This is a genomic window from Paenibacillus peoriae (assembly GCF_022531965.1).
GTDB lineage: Bacteria > Bacillota > Bacilli > Paenibacillales > Paenibacillaceae > Paenibacillus > Paenibacillus polymyxa_D.
On the sequence record NZ_CP092831.1, the window covers coordinates 4,363,442 to 4,383,517 of the forward strand.

The 20,076-nt window shown below is 41.4% G+C and carries 8 protein-coding genes; all 8 read right to left on the bottom strand.

From position 1 onward, the window contains the following. Position 1: 1 nt before the first annotated feature. Positions 2-4,633 (bottom strand): type I polyketide synthase, encoded by a 4,632-nt coding sequence (locus MLD56_RS19215; protein ID WP_049816864.1) that lies wholly within the window; start codon positions 4,631-4,633, stop codon positions 2-4. Continuing rightward, positions 4,609-7,617 (bottom strand): type I polyketide synthase, encoded by a 3,009-nt coding sequence (locus MLD56_RS19220; RefSeq protein WP_161626960.1) that lies wholly within the window; start codon positions 7,615-7,617, stop codon positions 4,609-4,611. Before MLD56_RS19220 ends, MLD56_RS19215 begins: the two co-directional genes overlap by 25 nt. Continuing rightward, a complete protein-coding gene (gene fabD / locus MLD56_RS19225) occupies positions 7,610-9,910 on the bottom strand; it encodes an ACP S-malonyltransferase (RefSeq protein WP_029514837.1) in 2,301 nt (766 codons plus the stop codon). Before fabD ends, MLD56_RS19220 begins: the two co-directional genes overlap by 8 nt. Then, positions 9,904-10,884 carry an acyltransferase domain-containing protein gene (locus tag MLD56_RS19230; RefSeq protein ID WP_029514835.1) on the bottom strand — a complete coding sequence of 327 codons (981 nt, stop codon included), beginning with the start codon at positions 10,882-10,884 and terminating at the stop codon, positions 9,904-9,906. Before MLD56_RS19230 ends, fabD begins: the two co-directional genes overlap by 7 nt. Before the next feature lie 104 nt (positions 10,885-10,988). Beyond that, a complete protein-coding gene (locus MLD56_RS19235) occupies positions 10,989-12,035 on the bottom strand; it encodes a methyltransferase (RefSeq protein WP_029514834.1) in 1,047 nt (348 codons plus the stop codon). Then, on the bottom strand, positions 12,017-12,751 hold the full coding sequence (locus tag MLD56_RS19240) for an aspartate/glutamate racemase family protein (RefSeq protein WP_029514833.1): 735 nt from the start codon (positions 12,749-12,751) through the stop codon (positions 12,017-12,019). Before MLD56_RS19240 ends, MLD56_RS19235 begins: the two co-directional genes overlap by 19 nt. Before the next feature lie 87 nt (positions 12,752-12,838). Continuing rightward, positions 12,839-16,627 carry a non-ribosomal peptide synthetase family protein gene (locus tag MLD56_RS19245; RefSeq protein ID WP_029514831.1) on the bottom strand — a complete coding sequence of 1,263 codons (3,789 nt, stop codon included), beginning with the start codon at positions 16,625-16,627 and terminating at the stop codon, positions 12,839-12,841. 37 nt (positions 16,628-16,664) lie between these two features. Further along, positions 16,665-20,036 (bottom strand): condensation domain-containing protein, encoded by a 3,372-nt coding sequence (locus MLD56_RS19250; RefSeq protein WP_029514829.1) that lies wholly within the window; start codon positions 20,034-20,036, stop codon positions 16,665-16,667. Positions 20,037-20,076 lie beyond the last annotated feature (40 nt).

Here is a 20,076-nt window from a genome sequence, read left to right on the forward strand (position 1 = left end):
ATCAGAATCCGATCTGAATAGCAGGATATTCATTTGACACCGTTACCAGCCCCCTGATACGTATGCATACCTTCCCCTGCTCGTCACACATTTCTACATCCAGTGACGGTATACAATCCTCATTCCCCCTATTGGGAGCATATTGAAGCTTAGCCCACATATTGGATGTGCAGGAATGATAGATGTCAAGTTCTTTTATGGACACAGGATGATAGGATATGTCAGCATGGGAACGTTTATTTTCCATGTGAGTCTGCCATATCGCAGACAATTGGGTAATTGCATGAATCAAATTAGGATGAACCGCATATGACTGTATGGATTCAGACATATTGTGTGGTAATGACAGCCTTACTAGGATCATATCCGCACCTGCGTAAATATCCCCAATTTCCGGCAGGTGATCAACAGACAATAACAGCTGTTGATTGCAATCCATACGCGCGGCCTGTAAATCAACATAATTAAGGTCCATGCTATCTTTCAGACTGGCATAACCTTGACTAAATATTTCCATTTCTTGCTCTTGCTTTCCGGCCTGATAAATCTCAAAGCTGATTTCATCGTGATCCTCGGCATAGAGTGCGATGGTTACTTGAATAGTTGCTGTTTGAATTAAAACGGGGCTTCCCCAAACAATATTTTCCAATCGAATATATTTATGCTCTTCCGCTTGGGTTTCGGTTGACCACTTTACTGCCGCTCTTGCCATTTCTACCAAGACCTCTGCAGGAACAATCTTATAGTCGGCCCCCTGTTCTTCCTTCACAAAAAATTCCTGCCCGGTAAAAGCTGTGCAAAACCGCTGCTCCGATAAGATAGAAGTATTTTCATGCAGTAATGGATGTAGACGGGATACACGCTCTTCTTTTGTGATTTCTTCTATTTTTGTGACTGGCACCCAATATCGTTGTTTTTCAAAAGGGTACGTAGGAAGCGATACTCGCTGCGGTCTGGTATGAGAATGCAACAATGTCCACTCAATATCCAGACCTTTCACCCATAACTGGGCAAGCTTTTCCAACTTCTTTTTGCTCAGGAGCAGGTTCATAAACGCAGCTCCCTCTTCTCCCTCTATCAAAACCTGCAAAGAGGAATTACTTAACTTTACATTTCCCGTGTGAACATTTTCTATATTGCTTTTCGCTTGAAGATACAGATCTAGTTTCCCCACCAACTCCCCGATACTTGACGCAACCACAGCTAGTCTTTCCTCCATAGCTTCTCTGCCGATCTGGAGCGTAAAAGCGATGTCACCCATATTGGCTTCAGGTTTTAATAAAAATGTACGAATTTCCTCAATATAGTGACAAAGTGTGTCTTTGTTCTTGGCTGAAAACAAGAAAATTTGTGGTTCATTTGGTTTACGACCATAGCTCTGTTTATATTCTTCTACAACCATATGGGCATTTACCCCACCAAAACCAAAGGAACTTACACCTGCACGTCGAGGAATATCATATCCTGTCTTTTCCCATTTTTTCGTGTTTTCTACAATGTAGAACGGACTATTTTCCAGTTTGATATATGGGTTTTGTTCCTTATAATGTAATGTTTTAAGTAGCTTTTTGTGCTTCAAGCAAAGTACAATTTTGATTAGACCTGCGATACCCGCTGCTGATTCCAAATGACCTATATTTGTTTTTACTGTACCTATCCCGCAATGGGTTTTATCCGTTGGTTGCCGTCCCCAAGCGGTATATAATTCATCAAAAGCTTTTTTCAGTCCGTTAATTTCAATTGGATCGCCCAAAGATGTTCCCGAACCATGTACTTCTATATAGCTCACAGTGGAAGGGTCCACTCTTGATTTCGTCCATGCATCTACGATTAAATCTGCCTGTGCATTTGGATTGGGTGCAGTAAGTGAATTGGCACGGCCTCCATGATTGACCGCTGTTCCTCTAATCACCGCATAAATATGATCACCATCCCGTCTGGCTTGTGAGAGGGGCTTTAGCATCACCGCTGCACTCCCTTCCCCCCGAACATATCCATTCGCTTTCTTGTCAAATGTCTTGCATCTTCCATCTTCAGACAACATTCCGGCTTTGGCCAAAGCAATATATAGATTGGGACTCGCCAATACGTTCACGCCACCAGCAATAGCAACTTCACATTCACCACTACGCAAGCTTTCCACAGCGCGGTGTATAGCAACCAAAGAGCTTGAACAAGCCGTATCAATGGGTTCGCTTGGGCCATGAAAATTCAGTAAATATGAAATACGATTGGTTAGAATGGAGTTAAACAGTCCTGTCGGTGTGTACGCCTGCATTTCTATCTTGTGCTCTTTTAACAAATCGTCATAATCAGAGCTTCCAGCACCAACAAAAATCCCCGTTCTGCTGCCGGACAATACAGAAGCTTTGTAACCTGCATCTTCAATTACTTTCCAAACGGTCTCTAAAAATATTCTCTGACGCGGGTCCATTAATTCTGCTTCGCGGGGGGAAATACCAAAGAAAAAGGCATCAAAAGCATCTATGTCTTTCATAAAACCGCCCCATCTAATATTCGTTTTCCCCATTTCCTTGGTCGGATCGCCATCATATTCCTCCCAATTCCATCGATCTGGCGGAATTTCGGTAATCAGATCTTTTTCTGCCTCCAGATTCAACCAAAATTCGTTAAGATTATCTGACTGAGGCATCTTGCAAGCAACACCAATAATAGCAATCGGTTCATTTGCGTTCTCAAAGGCTTGAGCAGGAATATTCGATGGAATATCCGCTGGTTCTACTACTGCTTCTTTCGCGGATTCATCCGAGTGGAATGAAGAAGTTGAAGAATTGACAGTATATAAAGAAGCCACTCGTTCTGTATAGTTATCTTTTAAATAAGAAACAAAAGAGCCCATATTCACAAATTCATAGAATACAGGCGGAGTCAACTCCAAGTGAAATTTTTGATTGACCCGATTAATAAAATCAGTGGTAGAAATGGAATCAAATCCATATTCGCTGTAGTCGGTATCCATTTCAATCGTATCTTTATCAACGAATAGAATGTCCGAAGTAATCATTCGGATATCCTCGCACAAGCCACGGTAAATCATCTGTTCATCCGATTCAGAAAGTTGCCCCTTCGCCGAGAATTTCTCCTTAATACTAGAAGTGGAGTTAAACAATTTTATTTTTTTCGACGGATTCTCTTTTAAAACAATCATCTGATCTCCCGACATATGTAACGCATCTTCAAATGCTCTTATCCCTTCTTCAGTGGAGATGGGGAGAATTCCCATGGTATTCTCCATGAAAGCAAGGGTAGGGGCGTCTACTGTCATTCCACCTTCTTTCCAGAGTGGCCAATTTATCAATAAAGACTTTCCACTGCGTCCCTCCATCTGCAATATGCTTGTACGGTGATGAGCATAATAATCCATAAAGGCGTTTGCATATGCATAATCACACTGGCCTGCATTCCCTATGACCGACATAATGGAAGAGAACATTAGGAAAAAGTCCAGCTCTTCATGACGGGTCGCCTCATCCAGCCACACTGTTCCATACAGCTTAGCAGCCAGTACTTCCTCTATTTGATCAATAGACTTCCTCAAAATATACGCATCCCGCAGCACGCCTGCCGCGTGTATCACCCCATGAATATGACCAAATCTCTCTTTCGCCTTGGCAATCATTGCAATGCATTGTTCACGCAACGAAATATCTGCCTGCACATACAGAACACTTGCCCCACACCGTTCCCATTGCTTGATCTTTTGCTCATGTTCGGATGTGAGAGGCGAACGTCCTGCGATAACCAGACGAGCTTTGTACTTACTGGCCAAATATCCAGCGAAAATGGAGCCTAATCCTCCCAATCCTCCGGTAATCATGTAAGTACCTTTCTCCCTCAATGAAATGCTAGATGTACCTAATTCATTGATTAGTGACATATAACGTACAAACCGCTTTTGCTGCTGATAACGAATTTCAACCTCTTCATCATCCACAGAAAATTCACTTAACAATTGATCAAGAGATGTTTCAGCCGACTCACTAAGTTCTACAGTAGCATATATCAATGCAGGATTTTCTTTTCGAAGTGTTCTAGCAAATCCTGATACTGCCGCGTTCTGCGGCTGACCACTTCCTTGATAAACGTAAAGCAACTTACATCTCTTGGGCAAAGACTCCCTCATTAATGCTTTACTGAGGTAGAACAAAGAATAGATTCCACGCTCAAGTTCGGTTTGCAATTCTTCTTTTTCCGATACAAACCGTTGGTCCGACCAAGCGTAAATAAGGGCTTCGGCGGTCTGCTGGTTTTGTTTTATGGTGCTGAACAACATCTCATAGTGCTTCGGATTCAAAGGGTCTATTTCATAGATATCACCTTGCACAGAGCGATAGGCATCCCCTGGCTGTACAAGTACAGCCTTGATGCCGCGTTTTTTCAAGCTATTCCAAAGGCCGGTATCTGTACCGAAAACGATGACCTGTTCGGGAACTCCTCCGTCGGAATTGGGAAGACATTCTCTCCACAATGGCTGATAGTATGTGGTTGCTCGTTCCGTCGATTTCAAACTATCTCTGATTTTACGAATCTGCTCAAATCCTTTGTCTGAAGTCATCTTCCCTTCTTTGATCAAATGTAAAATCTCATCTATTGTGAATTGATCGTCTGACACCACGCATCCCCCATCTCCCTTTTGATGTCATCAATTTCCAGTTCACCTTTTTCAAGACTTTGCAGCAGTTGCTTAAGCTTCAAGTCCTCCAATTCGGAAGCATTGTTTACCAATACCTGCTCTTTTCGTCCATTGATCCGAAACGTATTCCGATCAAATGGGTACACTGGCAAGCCAATTTTATGATATGGCTTGTCTTGAAATAATCGGTACCAACGAATAGGTACACCTTTCAACCACAGCTGAAAAACACCTTGGTAAAACTGCGTAACTGTATCGATTGTTGCTCCAAAATGTATGCCAGGGTCAACGACCGTATGGCAGCTGTCTATATATACAACCTCCACATCCGCTTGTTGTGACAAATCATGATCTACATTTTCTATCCTGCTGATCCATTCGGGATTCATAGCTACTTTCATTTCATTCTGATAGTATTTTTTCATTAATGGATATTTACGTTCAGGATGAATTTTCATCAAATTATTGTTTATAATTGCAACCGCCGATACTACTGTATTGATTTGTGTCATTAATTGTACAAGCGTTTCTTTGGGTAAAATCCCCTCATCTAGCAAGTCCATTATTTCTTCCAATCGTGATCCAATAATGAATTGTTGTTCCTCTAAATTCCACTTTCGATACAGCTTTCTCAGAGAACTCGCAAGCACAATCAAGAGTAAATCGTGGTTCACATTCCCTGTATTTAAAAGCTGCTCATCACACAATATACCGACAATACTGCAGCTTGTCTCTTTTTGGATGACCGATTCCCAATCGTCAATGTACCCTTTAAAGGTGTACTGTACAGGGTATAGCAGCTTGGATTTTTGGATATATGTTTGAAGTCCATTATCATTTGGTGACTTGGATACTGAAGAACCTGACTGTTCTTTTACTCCGTGTTCTGTCAAACTGATTAGATCATGGATATATGCTTCATTACATTGTAATGGCACATAAATTTCACCTATAACTGGCTCCCGAATAGGAATAACAGGACAAGAAAACATTACGTCTTTTAGCTCGCATTTCCCCGTTTTTACAGCTAGTATATCCTCCAGTGTCAGAATGCCACTTATAGCCATCGCAACCCACCAGCCATCATTATGTCCAGTTACGACGGACGGAGTCAGCCCAAGAGATATAAATGAAAAGGCGTATGCATACCCTGTAATTAACTGGTATAGTGATTTTTCTAGCCCAATCCAGGACTCCTGAAAGAAACCACTGCTTATTTTCCTGCCTACATGCAAGCTTCTTAATGTCTTCATGGCGTCATCGATAACCTGCTTGAATAAACTACATTCTACATATAATGGCTCAATATCTGCATAACTTTCCCAAGAGAGATTACTAATGTTCAGTTCCCATGAGCATTTCGTCGCTTTCATTTGAGGCAAATAGTCAGCCAACAGTTTCTCTTTCAATTCTTCTTTATGGTGTACCAGTATGCCACAACGATACTGGAATGCCTCTCTGCCCATTAGCAATACACTGCTTATATCGCTTAAACTGTGAGCTTTAAAATCTTCAGTGGTAACGAATGTCCTCCATGCCTCTTGTAAATTTTCCAATGCCTGAGGAGTCTTTGCAGATAAAACAAAAAATTCACTTCTATTTGTATTGAATACCTCGTCCGTCTCGGCGCCCTGATACTCCTCAAGCAATACATGGCTATTAACACCACCAAAACCAAAAGAACTGACACTGGCACGCAATGGACCGCCTTCCTCAACGGATTCCCAAGATGATAAACCATTTGCAGGGATAAACGGAGAGTTAGCCCAATTCACGATCGGATTTAGAGTCTTAAGATGGAGGGTTTTGGGGATTTTTCTGTGCTTCATCATCATTAACACTTTGATTATACCTGCTAGCCCTGCAGCACTCTCCAAATGGCCGATATTGGTTTTGACAGATCCGATCTTGCAAAATTGCTTCTTATCTGTAAATTCTCGGAACGCCCGTGTCAAACCCTCCAGTTCTATCGGGTCTCCCAATGAAGTGCCTGTTCCATGAGCTTCCACATAATTGACCATTTCGGGACGCAAATCTGCATCTTGATATGCACCTTTGATGACATCTTGCTGTGCCTGTATACGTGGAGCTGTAATCGACTGACTTTTTCCGGAATGATTGACGTCCGAACCTTTGATAATGCCATAGATATGATTTTGGTCTTTAACCGCTTCATCCAAACGCTGTAGCAAAAGAACAGCTACCCCGTCCCCAGGTACATAACCATTAGCATGGAGATCAAAAGCCCTGCACATACCATCAGGGCTTAGCATACGAGATTTTGAAAAAGAGACATATTTCCATGGATGAAGATTTAGATTCACACAAGCAACCAACGCATAGTCGCATTTCCTAAGCCTTAGAGCTTGCTTCGCTTCATGTACTGCAACAAGTGAAGAAGCACAAGCAGCATTGATAGTTTGACTGGCTCCCTGAAAGTCAAACGTATAGGAAATGCGGTTGGATAATAGGCTTTCAAAGTTGCCTAAACATGCATAACTGTCCATTCCATGCTCTGTATCTATCATCTCTTGACGATAATCCGTTGTCATAACACCTGCATAGACGGCAGTTTGTTTATGTTGAAGTGTGGCTAAAGAGATACCCGAATCTTCAATACAATGCCAAGTTTCCTCTAGCATTAATCTTTGCTGAGGATCCATATGAATAGCTTCACGAGGAGATATCTTGAAAAATTGATGATCAAAGTCATAAACATGGTTCAATATACCGCACCACTTACTTATGCTTTGGCCAGACTTGTCCATATCCATTGCATAATAAGTCTTCACATCCCAGCGATCAGGAGGAAGTTCCCGAACAGAGTCTACACCTTCTTCAAGGTTATTCCAAAATTGGTTATAATCATAAGCATCTGGAAAACGGCATGACATACCTACCACCGCGATATCTGCCTTTTTGGATCTCATCCGCCTCACTCTTCCCGATTGAACTTTACTCATAAACTGCTCCATGAAACGCAATAAATCTACGATTCAGTATTTGGGCTGTTTCTGTCATGATCTTGATGCCAATGTCATCTACATGACGATGCTGCCAGCGTTCCCATTTTGTACCTTTAACCCACTGATTAAATGAGCCCAGTGCTGGGCCGCATTGGATCTGATAATCGAGTCGATTGTCTGCTTCCCCACTGCAAGCTAAATACGACGAATAAGCAAAATACCACTTGAAAATTAAAGCCATTTTACGCTTGGGGTTTAGTTCCGCTTTTTCAATCTCCTGTTGTGGATAATGTCGTCTAACTTCCTCGTATACTTCATCAAAACTTCGCTTGAAATATTTTTCCTGAATTTGCTTCTGATCCTTATCACTAATCTCTTCCAATGAATTATATTGACGATATAGATCATAGAGCTTGTTAGCCCGTGCTGGAAAGAACACACCTTTTTTTAGAACTTGTACTTTGGCCCCTAATTCAAACATATCTCCTGCCGGAGCATAGGTCGTGTCCTGAATATTGATTTGTTCAAGCATATCTTTGGCATTATTGCTAGTACCTGCCTCCACAGTACATTGATTAATAGAACCGGTAACTATAAAATCGGCACCCAACATAAATGCAGCTGCTGCGGCTTCAGGAGTACCAATACCACCTGCTGCGCCGACCCTCACCTTTTTCTTGTATTCATACTTCTTCATCATGTCGTCACGTAACCTCGTGATAGCAGGCATTAATACGTAGGCTACTCCGCCATCTGTATGTCCTCCCGAATCAGCTTCCAGACATAGATCATCCGCCATTGCAACCTGAGCCAGCCTTTTCGCTTGTTCTTGCGTAATTTGACCAGCCTGGACCATTTTCTCCACTAATAAAACAGGGGCCGGACTCAGAAAGTTTTCCGCAACCTCCGGTCTCGATACCTTAGCGAGAACGCGGTTGCGAATCTCTACCGTTCCGTCCGGTTTATCGTATAAACCATTAGCACGATAGCGGATTAGTGACTCTGTTATATTAATAAATGCTGAAACTTCTATTTTACGTATTTCATATTTGAGATAAAGTTCCGTAAGATCTCTTTCTCTATCAAGCTTGCCGGGTGTATGTAAAAAATTCATTCCGTAAGCTTGTCCTTCATCCAACTCCTGCTGAATATATTGAATATCAGATTCAATCTGAGGAATAGACAACCCTCCAGTTCCCAAAAAGCCCATCATACCTGCTTTGCCCATCTTAACTACCATCTCTTTGGATGAAATCCCTTTGAACATAGCTCCGGTCAGATAGGCATATCTGATGCCATAATCCTTTCTAAACTCCTCAGAGCCGAGAAACTCTGGTGTAATCCCAGACACTAGCGGACTAGTAGGTGTCCTAGTGTCATTGGTTAGCTGAATTTGTTCAGACTCTTTATAATTCCATTCTTCCCGAGATAACGTAATGGGAGCAGCTCCCTGTTTGATTTTTTGCGTCAAACTTGTCAAAACATGACCTGGGCCAATTTCTCTGATTTCCACATGATCCAACCCCAAGAGAATCTGCACGGTCTCACACCATTTTACGGAACTTGTCATTTGTCGAACCAGATTTGATTTTAATTCTGACTTAGTGTAGGGTCTGGCACTAAAATTCGATATAACTGGTATTTTTAAATTAGAAAATGCAAACCCATCTAAATAAGCAGCAAATTTATTCCCTGCTTCCTCCATATATCTGGAATGAAAGGCTCCGCTCACAGTAAGTGGGATATAAGTAATGGTAGAAGTCGCCTCAAAAATCAACTTTGCCCGCCCCATATCTTCTTCTAATCCAGAAATCACTACTTGTTGTGGAGAATTCAGATTAGCTATATCTATGCCGTCCAGTCTATTCTGTGTTAAAGTTTGTTGGATATTGTTCATATCCATTCCTATAATGGCTGCCATTTTGCCACCAGCGGCGAGACTCATTAATTCTCCTCTTTTTTTCACCAACTTCAAACCTGTGGCAAAATCGAAGGCACCTCCAGCAAATAATGCATTATACTCCCCCAGACTGTGCCCTGCTACAATTTCGGGAGAAACACCACTTACTTGCAACGTTTTTAGATACATAAGTGCATTAACTGTGTATAAAGCAGGCTGTGTAAATTGCGTTTGTTGCAACTGATTGTACGCATCCACTAAACACAATTCCTCTATGGAATAACCAAGAATGGCATTAGCCTGCCGTGTAAGCTCAGGAAATTCCTCAAATAATCCTTCACCCATTCCTTTACGCTGCGAGCCCTGTCCAGGGAAAACAAATGCTAACATACGCCATTCTCCTTTGAATCAGCATAACGCCGTATAATGTCATCCAATTGATTACAGTCTTTATGAAAGGGTGTCATTATAGACAAAGCCGTTTGTTTTTGATTATATATAGGCAGATTTTTCACAATATTTACCAAGGTGCCCGAAGGCCCCATATCAATATAGATGCCTTTCTTTTGTTCGTGTGTTATAGAACTTACTGCCTCAGCGAATCGGATCGGTTTACGGGCAACCTTCCAAAAGTAATCTGGCTCCAGTCGTCCAATAATTTTACCGTATACGCTTGATCCATAAGGAATCACAGGTTTATGTAGGATCTGCTCCTGCACATAGCTCAGGTATGGCTTCTCCGCGGGATCAATACAGGACGAGTGAAACCCATGCGAAACCGCGAGCCGTAAGCAGACAACTTCCTTGCTCTTAAGCAATTGCTCTACACGATCAATATTTCGGGCACTACCTGATACAATAAAATGTGATTGATGATTTACAGCTGCAAGTTCACAAAGCTCACGCAACAACGGATCAGACGAATATATATTCAAATTGTGCAGAATGGCTAACATTCCTCCTTCAGCACAGGTAGATTCAAGCAGCTCTGCTTGTCGAACGACCGCTTGAAGAGCCGTTTCCATGCTCCATACTCCTGCGGTTACCGTTGCTGCGTATTCTCCCAAGCTTGTTCCAATGACAGCATTCGGCTCAATTCCATGACTCAGAAATATCTTGGTGAGTGAGCATTCGACCATAAAAATCGCAATATGAGTGTATAACGTACGGTCAAAACGTTCTCCCACCCTACGGCCCGGGTCATAAATGATATCCAGTACTGACTCCCCGATAAGTCCGTATACCTGGTCATTTAATGTGTCCATACACACTCGAAACACATCATTATGTTTGTACAGCTGAATTCCCATGTGATAATACTGCGATCCCTGACCCGGATACATAAATACAACTGACTGATTCATACACAACACCACCTCCACTTGCAATGCATATGAAAAAAGTTATGTTCACCTTTTGATGAACATAACTTTACAAAACGGACTTTAGATTATCATAAAAACTATAATTATTGTTTTCGCTCACATTCAATAATGCAGAATTGATCTGAAGTGGGAATAACACGTGTAATTTGTAAACCGGATCGATGTATCAACACCTCGAATTCCGACTGAGTTCTAACGCCTCCACCCGGAGTGACGGCCAGAAACAGTAAATCCCGAATTACCTCTTCTTTTGTCGGATGCTTATCATCAACAAGCATCTCTATAATAATTAATTTAGAGTCATTTAACATCGCTGAACGTATATTACTGAGTGCGGACAGAACGTGCTCATCATCCCAATCGTTTAACGCTTTGCTGATAATATAGAGATTTCCACCAGCCGGAATCGTTTCAAACATATCTCCACCAATTAACTCACAACGTCCTGTCATATCTACAGAATCTATATATTCCTTTGCTCGCTCGATCGTTGATGGCAAATCATATAAAACCCCGCGACTATTTACATTTTCCTCTAGAATACCAGCCAATATTTGTCCTAGACCACCCGCAACATCCACAATGACATCAAACTCGTCAAATGAATATGAATTCAGTATTGTTGGTAAACTTACTTTTGAATATACTTCCATCGCACGGTTGACCACTTGCTGCTGCTCAATATTTATTTTCCCAGCTTCAAACCATGCGGAATTGTCGAATGCAGGCCGTCCGGTCCGGATGCTGTATCCCAAATTCATCATAGGTTCAATAATAAAATCCCCTAGCAAATAATTTGCAATGGGCTCAATCGATTGAGGGGTTTCCCCTGGTTGCAATGTAGCTCCATACGCAGTTACCTCGTAATTTCCAGATGCATCAACCTTAAGAAGATCCATGGCGACTAATGCTCTTAACAATCTTCGTAAAGAAACTGAGTCTAGCTCCAAATGAGTCGCTAACTCGTCGTTCGTTTTTTTCCCTTGCTGTAAACCTTTAAACACACCCAACTCTGTTGCAGTCTTAATCACAAACGAGAAAAAGTAACTACCAATATACCCCATAACACTAGCCTGTGGCGGTATAGATTGCGGCTTAACCTCAACTTTGTTCACATTTGTTGTTTCCATAGCGATAACTCCTCTCTAGTATTCGCACTTCCAAACATAAAGTCAATTCCACTGTCTGCATGCAATGCAGTAGTATCAAAAACAGGAACGCTGACATCCTTTTGATTAATAAGCAACGGAATCTCTGTGCAGCCCAGTATGACTCCCTGAGCACCTTCAGAGATTAATTTAAGGATAATGCGTTGGAACTTTCTCTTAGCTTCCGTGGTAAACAGGCCCAGCACTAATTCGCTGAAAATCACTTGATGTATATAATTGCGATCAGGCTGATCTGGAAGGATAACATCAATCCCTCTTTCTTCCAACTTGCGTTTATAAAATGTTTCTTTCATTGTAAAGTTGGTTCCGATAAGTCCAACCCGCTTAACGCCTGTTTCGGAAACTTTATTTGTAACTGCATCTGTTATATGAAGAAGAGGTATACGAATATGACGTTGTACTTCTTCCGCTACTTGATGAACCGAATTGCAACATATCAGCAGACAATCAGCCCCGGCTCTCTCAACTACGATTGCAGCATTGACTAATATTTCCGTAACATCCTGCATTCGATTAGCATTTACAAGAGACAAAACTTCCTCATTATTCAAGCTGTTTAGAATCAACTTGGCCGAATGAGTTTTTCCAAGCTGCTGATTAACACGCTCATTAATATACTTATAGTAAAATAACGTCGATTCATAGCTTAATCCACCGACTAACCCAATTGTTCTCATCTTCTGTTTCCTCCTTCAATGGTCTATCAGCTTCAACCACTGCACCTCCCTACCCTCGTGTCATATGTATATAAGAGTCGATAATTATCAGCTAAGGTAGCATTCGGTCTGTTGCTTCCCGATAGTTCCCCACTTAAATCCAAGACGGTCAAGTATGAGTTCTGTTCGGTCACATACACGTAAATAATTCAACCATTCAGTATTGCGGAGTAAAAAAAGATTGAGAATGACATTTATGACTTCTTTGCGAGTAGAAGGGTCATTAAACTTTTGAGTTATGATACGTATAAATAATTCATAGTCGACCAGTTCTATTTTTTCATTGATAGATTGTAGTTCTCTCCCCAACTGTCCCCAACTGATTCGATGAGGATTAAATACATGATGGTTTTGATTATGCAGAGCAGGCCGGTCGAATAGAGTAACAATAGCTTTGGCAGCTTGATCCACACCTGTCATATCCAATATTGGTTCATGCAAATCTGGAAACAGACCGATGTTATTCATTGCATTTACAAAAGAATAAAATGCGTTACTCTCCTTGTTAACCATAAACTTTCCTGTTTGAGTGTTATTATTAAGAGAATTTAAGCGATAAATTGTACAACTCAGTCCCCTATCTCTAGCGGTCCTCAACAGTGCTTCAGCTTCCATTTTACTTCTTAGAAAGTGATTATTAATATCCGCTCGAATAGGCCCTACCTCTTCAATATACTCGTCAAACAACTGAATATTACTTCCCGTACCGATGCTCATATTGGACGTAAAGTGGATGTCCTTGATATTCTTGAAAGCAGCAAAATGAAGTATGTGTCGAGTACCATCGATGTTCACTTTTTCAAATTCCGCTGCTGTGCCGTAATGTCTTGTCAGTGATGCCGTATGAATGATACAATCCACGTCCTCAGCCAATTTCTCATATTCTGTAGATTCCAATCCCAGATTCGATAGTGTTACATCACCGCAAACTACAGATACTCTTGCCCATCCTACTTCATGATGTCCTTCTAAAAAATAGTATTGAAATCTCTCTTGGAGATAGTCCTCTGATATTATTCGAGACTCACCTCTTACTAGAAGGGTAATTCGGGCATTCGATCTGTTGAGAAGCTCCTGTAGAAGATGTGTACCCAAAAAACCTGTACCACCTGTCAATAGAATATGCTTGTAGGACTTTTGCAGCGTGAGATCTCGATCCCGCCAAGCCTCCACTTTTGCTAGGTATGTCCGTAGTGCCTCCTCTCTTGATCCGAGTGACGCAACCATATCCACATCCGTATGAACAGCTGAAGGCTTCATCACCTCAAGCAAATGATGAAAATACCCTGCATGTTCAACCACGTGAAGAGACAGTTGAGCGATAGTCGGATAATCAAATAAGTCGTTAATGGAGATAGTGTATCTGTCACTCAGCAGTGCAACCATTTTGACCCCGGACAAGGAAGTTCCTCCAATTTGAAAAAAATTATCATCAATTCCTATCCGTTCAACTTCAAGCAATTGCTGCCATACTTCAACTAAAGCTCTCTGGATATTATTCATGGGTGCCCGGTAAAGTGTAGCTCCAGACAACTTCAGTTGATCCATGCTTGCCAAAGCAGATTTATCAATTTTTCCATTTACCGTCAGAGGTAGAGCAGACACCTGAGCATAGCGCACCGGAACCATATATTCAGGTACCTTCAGCTTCAAAAAGTCGTATAGGACGTTGAAGCTCAATTTATGATCGCTAATCAAATAAGCGACCAGTTCCCCAACACCATTGGGTCCTGGATTGACAAGCACAACCGCCTCACGAATATCTGGGTGAGAGATTAAAGCGGTTTCAACATCACTGGTTTCAATGCGGTATCCTCTTATTTTGACCTGACTATCAATCCGTCCCAGATACTGAATCTCCCCAGTGGGCAACCAACGTGCCAGATCGCCTGTCTTGTACATTCTTTGTCCCTCATACAACAAGTCTTCAATGAATTTCTCCTCGGTCAACCTTGGATTGTTCACATAGCCCCGCGCCACCCCGGTTCCGGCTATTACCAATTCGCCAATTGCACCGATCAGTTGCAACCGATTCTTTTCATCTACAATGTAGCATCTATAATGATCCAATGGGCGACCAATCGTGACTTGGGAAGCCTGATTCAATACAGCTGATGTCGCCAAACACGTCGCTTCCGTTGGTCCATAGACATTCACAATATAAGCTTTGGTCATTTGTTGAATCTCACGTAAAAAACCTATCTTCAATTCTTGACCGCCAATAAGAAACATTTTGATACGCTGCAGTGCTTTCGCAGACTCCTTGTGAAGCATCATCAGTTGCAGTCGCGAAGGTGTAATCATCATGACATCGATATGATGTTCTTCTACCAAACGCCCCAACTCAGCAGAATCTATATGTTCTCGTTCATTGGCAATAACGACTTGAATTCCCTTGAAAAGACCATACAAGGCCTCAGATATAAATAAATCAAAGGCTATACTGGCAGCATTAAGAATAACTTGAGGGGAAACAGGAGCGATTACTTCATCGATAGCATGTAGGAATCGGACGACAGAATTATGCTCAATTTCAACTCCCTTGGGTTTCCCGGTTGATCCAGATGTAAAAATGATATAGGCCAGCGATCCACCTGAGCTGATCATTAATAAGGGCTCTACTGCCATGACACTAAGATCATCTGTATCTACGCAGAAAACTCTTTCCAGCAATTCACATTTTGGCTTAATTCCCCGTAAAGCTTGCTTGTTAGCAGCTGTTGTTAGTGCAATGCGTACATTCCCTTCCCGAAGAATATCTGTCACACGTTCCAATGGAACAGCCGGGTCAATAGGAACAAACACGCCACTTGCCTTCCAAATCGCTAACATGGCTATATATACATAAGGTGATCTATTCATGTATACGGCAACTGCTTCTTCTGGGAGCAGTTGATGGTTTTTTACGAGATCAAAAGCCAAACGATCAGCCTGATCGTTGAGCTTTTGATACGTCCATTCTTGATGTTCAAAAATTAAAGCGGTTTTCTCAGGCTGTGCTCGAACCTGCTCATTGAATAATTGTTGAAATGTGCAAGCAGTACCGGATTGCAATTCTTGCGGCTTGTTAAATTGATACAGTAACTGATGACGATTGCTCTCAGAAAGAAGTTTAATATCTTCCAGAATTGTTTGCGTATCTTTCAATATGCAGGCATAGTACAGAAACAATGCATCTGTTAGATGCTCTATCGTAGCGGCAGAAAACAATTGGGGAGAGTACTTAATTGTCAAAGATAATACTCCCTCAATCATATCAAAGTCAAAAATGATCTCCGAATGAATTTCATCTATGCTTTCCCTTGACTGAATGGGGTTAAATAACACAAGTGTTTTTATCTGCGGTCTGGTGTCATCCGAGTATACAATTCCAGCTCGCTGCGCTATAGCGTGGAACGATACATCCTGATGCCGGAATGCTTCTGTCATAGTTTCCTTCATTCCGTTGATCCAATCGCGGATCGTCATATCTGGGATAAGTTTGCTACGAAGCAAAACCCATGAGCTACCTGCCGGTTCACTTTCTTTCATTTTTAAAGCAGGTGTCCCCACAACTATATCCCGCAGGCCAGTATAGCGGGATAACAGATATTTTACGCCAGATACCAAAATCATAAAAACACCCAAATGAGAGTGCCGGGTCATCTCAAATAATCCAGTCTGTACTTCGCCAGAAAATAGACGAGTATTCAAAACTTTATTCGTCTTCAACTCTTGTCCAGTATAGTCATGAGGGAAGCCAGTCATGTCCAATTTTTTATCCAAAGTACGACTCCAAAATTCCAAGCCAACTCGATCTGCAGGTTGGTTTATTCCTTCTTTAGATATAGTCTCCATTGTTTACCCTCCTACTTGCCGATCCCAGATCAGCCATCTAAAACAAGAATTCAACATCTTCCACTATATTCACATTTTTGTGAAGACAAGGGTGCTTACCGATTGGAATATTCGGTTGGCAGATAAGCTGTGCCAAGATTTTCATGAATTCCTTCCCTAGTGTTTGCACGGTTTCTTGCTGGAACAACGAAGTGCTATACTCCCAGTTACATGAAATTCCCTCTACAGTCTCATGTACTTCCAAAGCAAGATCAACCAGAGAAACTCCGTTGTGATACGGATAATTGTATATATCATAAAACTCTGGACTTTTCAGAGAGGTGTACATGTTATGCAGAATAAATGCTACATCAAATAAAGGGTTACGGCTTCTATCTCTGTTCAGCTGTAGCATTGCCACCAAATCTTCAAATGGGTAGTCTTGATGCTCAAAACTTTGCAACGTATTTGTCCTAACCTGATTGATAAATTCATGGAACGTAATCTCTTTGCTGGAACAGTTACGCATGATTATGGTATGAACAAACATGCCAATTACAGGATCAACATCTCTATGAGGTCTTCCCTGTGATACAGAGCCGATGATAATGTCGTTTTGTCCAGTTTGTTTCTCTAACAGTAAATGATAGGCGGCGAGCAGCACAATATATATCGTTGAGTCTGTTTCCTTAGAAAAACGATATATGCTCTCTACTAACTCTGAATTCATTTGCAAACAGATTTGTGAACCTTGATAGGTTTTATGGGCTGGTCTTTCAAAATCTACAGGCAAATTCAATTGAGGGATTGGTGCAGCGCATTTGGATATCCAAAATTGCCGCATCTGTTCCTTCTCTGGAGAATGTTTTCGTTCATTTTGCCATACCACATAATCTCTAAATTGAGCTGTAGGCGGCTCCAGCTCCTGATTTGATTTATAGAAGTGGATTAGCTCTTTGAAAAAAATCAATAGCGAAGTGCCATCAGAGATTAGATGATGGAAATCAAATACCAGCGCTTGTTTGCCATTTGTTAATTGAACTAGAGCTCCTCGTGCCAAAGGCGCCGTTCTCCAATTAAACGGGTTCGTGAATTTTTTCATCATCACTTTCAATTCGTCTTCCTCTAATATTGAAGGATACATTTCCATTTCTATTCTCGCATCATCATGAATAATTTGGATCGGCTCTCCATCCATAACATCAAATGACGTCCGTAACGCCTCATGTCTTCTCACAATTCGATCAATAGCTATTTGTAGTCTGTTAAAGTCCATATTTCCGTCCACAATAAGGGCCAAAGGCTTGTTATACATCGTAAAATCAGGATTATACTGCATCATTACAAATATCCTGCTTTGGTCTGACGATAATGGATAATATGGTTTAACAGGGTGCTTTTTTATAGTGCTGAATGGACCAGGTACCATCCCTTCTGTATTCCTCAACAATTCAGTCAGTTGTGCAACAGACGGGTTTTTAAGCACATCCACATCTTTTAGATCGGTATGCAATATAGCATTCAATTCATTCACAATCTTGATAGCTGTAATAGAATCTCCACCTAATTCATAAAAATTGTCCGCCAATTTAATGTGAGAGAAGCCAAGGTATTTTTTAAATAATTCTAATATGATTACCTCTCTTTTCTCCCTTTCAGTGCCAATACTTTTTATGACTGGCGCCGACGAATCTATCCAACAACGCAGCTTTGAAAATGGATATACAGGCAGGCTGATCTTTTGATAATCACTATTTTTGTATATTTCATCCCAAACGAACTCTGCCCCTTGTGCATACAACTGACCAAGCTCGTTCATCGCTTTTTCACGCTCTTCATTTTTTTTCAAATATGTTTCCCTTACTTTCTCAATAACAGGTTGATGATTGTCCAACTCACTATAATATACCGCTGGTACATCCATCAGTTCTAAACTTGTTGTACATAATGCTGTCAGTTTATCTAGCATTTCCTCTTTATTCGAAGCTATAATAGCCAATCGATATCCAAAGTGTTTGCGACCAGCATTTGCGGTATAGCATAAATCACCTAACCGATATCCTTCAGATTGAGTCATCCACTCTTTGTAACTGTTTATTAACTCTAGCAAACTCGATTCGCTCTGAGCCGAAAGAGCCAACATCTCCCAATCTTGGCCTTTTTCCTCTGAGGGTGTCTTCAAGAAATTTTCTAAAATGACATGACAGTTGGCCCCTCCTCTAGAAAAGGAACTGATCCCGCACCGCAAAACTTCTTTTTTTGTCGAGAATTGGATAACATCGCTATAACATTCAGCAGAGTCATCCGGAGTGATATTAGCATCTCCCCATTGCTTGTATGCTCCTGACGGCAGTTCCTTATATTTTAAGGCCATAACAGCTTGCAATAGCCCTGCCAGACCAGAAGCATGATACAACTGTCCTATAGAGGATTTTACAGATCCCAAGAAAAGCTGACTCTGTGTTCCCCTCAAATGTGAAAATGCAGACTGTATCCCCTCTCTTTCCCTGACATATTCCAAGTTATTTTCAATGTTATGTGTTTCTATAAATGAAATAGTTGAAGGATCGATACTTGCATTATTCCATGCTTGTACAAGCAAATCCTTATATGTACTGCTATCTCGTACTCGTCCATGATGATTCGTCGACGAGCCCTTTATAACAGCATGAATGTGATCTCCGTCCAGCATCGCCTTGTTTAAGGGCTTGATCAGGATTGCCATAACTCCTTCTCCATAATCTACTTGAGTATCGCCTGATTGTATTGGAAACAAATTAATGCGGGACGTCCCTATTAGTGCTTGTTCACACTCTCCCGCCCGTATCGATTGGCAAGCCTGATGTACTGCAACTAATGATGAAGCATCTGAAGCGTTGGTTACTACAGTGGGACCATGCCAATCCATGATATAAGCGATCCGACTAGGAATTAACGAAGATAAATTCTCCGTAACACATAGATCACCTAGGACAGGATTAACATCGGCGACCATCTGAGCATATGAATATTCCGGCAGATCACTTTCTCCGTAAAACACACCTGTTCTGGTTCCATACAATGAATCGCCACCGTACCCCGCATCTTCCAGCGTATGCCATACTACTTGCAACAACAAACGAAGAGAAGGGTCTATCACACATGCTTCTTCGAAAGAGATGGAAAAGAAAGGATAATCAAAATAATCAACGTTATACAAAAAGGCTTGGCGTGCAAATGAAATAGCTCTGTTTTCCTCTTTCCCCATGATCCAGTTTAAATAGGAATTCATATCCTGCTGTCGTTTTTCTGATAAATTATTGATAAACGCTTTCCCCTCTTTTTGATGATCCCAGAGCTGATCAATTGTAGCATCAGAGGCAAATATCCCAGATATCCCTATAATAGCGATATCATTTTGTTTTCTATGAGGATTTTCGGAACTCGACATGCACCTCAACATCTCCTTTTACTCAAAATATACGCTTCCT

Excerpts from the sequence above, each read along its gene's own strand:
- MLD56_RS19220 (WP_161626960.1), bottom strand. The coding sequence starts at position 7,617 with ATGAGTAAAGTTCAATCGGGAAGAGTGAGGCGGATGAGATCCAAAAAG.
- fabD (WP_029514837.1), bottom strand. The coding sequence starts at position 9,910 with ATGTTAGCATTTGTTTTCCCTGGACAGGGCTCGCAGCGTAAAGGAATG.
- MLD56_RS19230 (WP_029514835.1), bottom strand. The coding sequence starts at position 10,884 with ATGAATCAGTCAGTTGTATTTATGTATCCGGGTCAGGGATCGCAGTAT.
- MLD56_RS19235 (WP_029514834.1), bottom strand. The coding sequence starts at position 12,035 with ATGGAAACAACAAATGTGAACAAAGTTGAGGTTAAGCCGCAATCTATA.
- MLD56_RS19240 (WP_029514833.1), bottom strand. The coding sequence starts at position 12,751 with ATGAGAACAATTGGGTTAGTCGGTGGATTAAGCTATGAATCGACGTTA.
- MLD56_RS19245 (WP_029514831.1), bottom strand. The coding sequence starts at position 16,627 with ATGGAGACTATATCTAAAGAAGGAATAAACCAACCTGCAGATCGAGTT.
- MLD56_RS19250 (WP_029514829.1), bottom strand. The coding sequence starts at position 20,036 with ATGTCGAGTTCCGAAAATCCTCATAGAAAACAAAATGATATCGCTATT.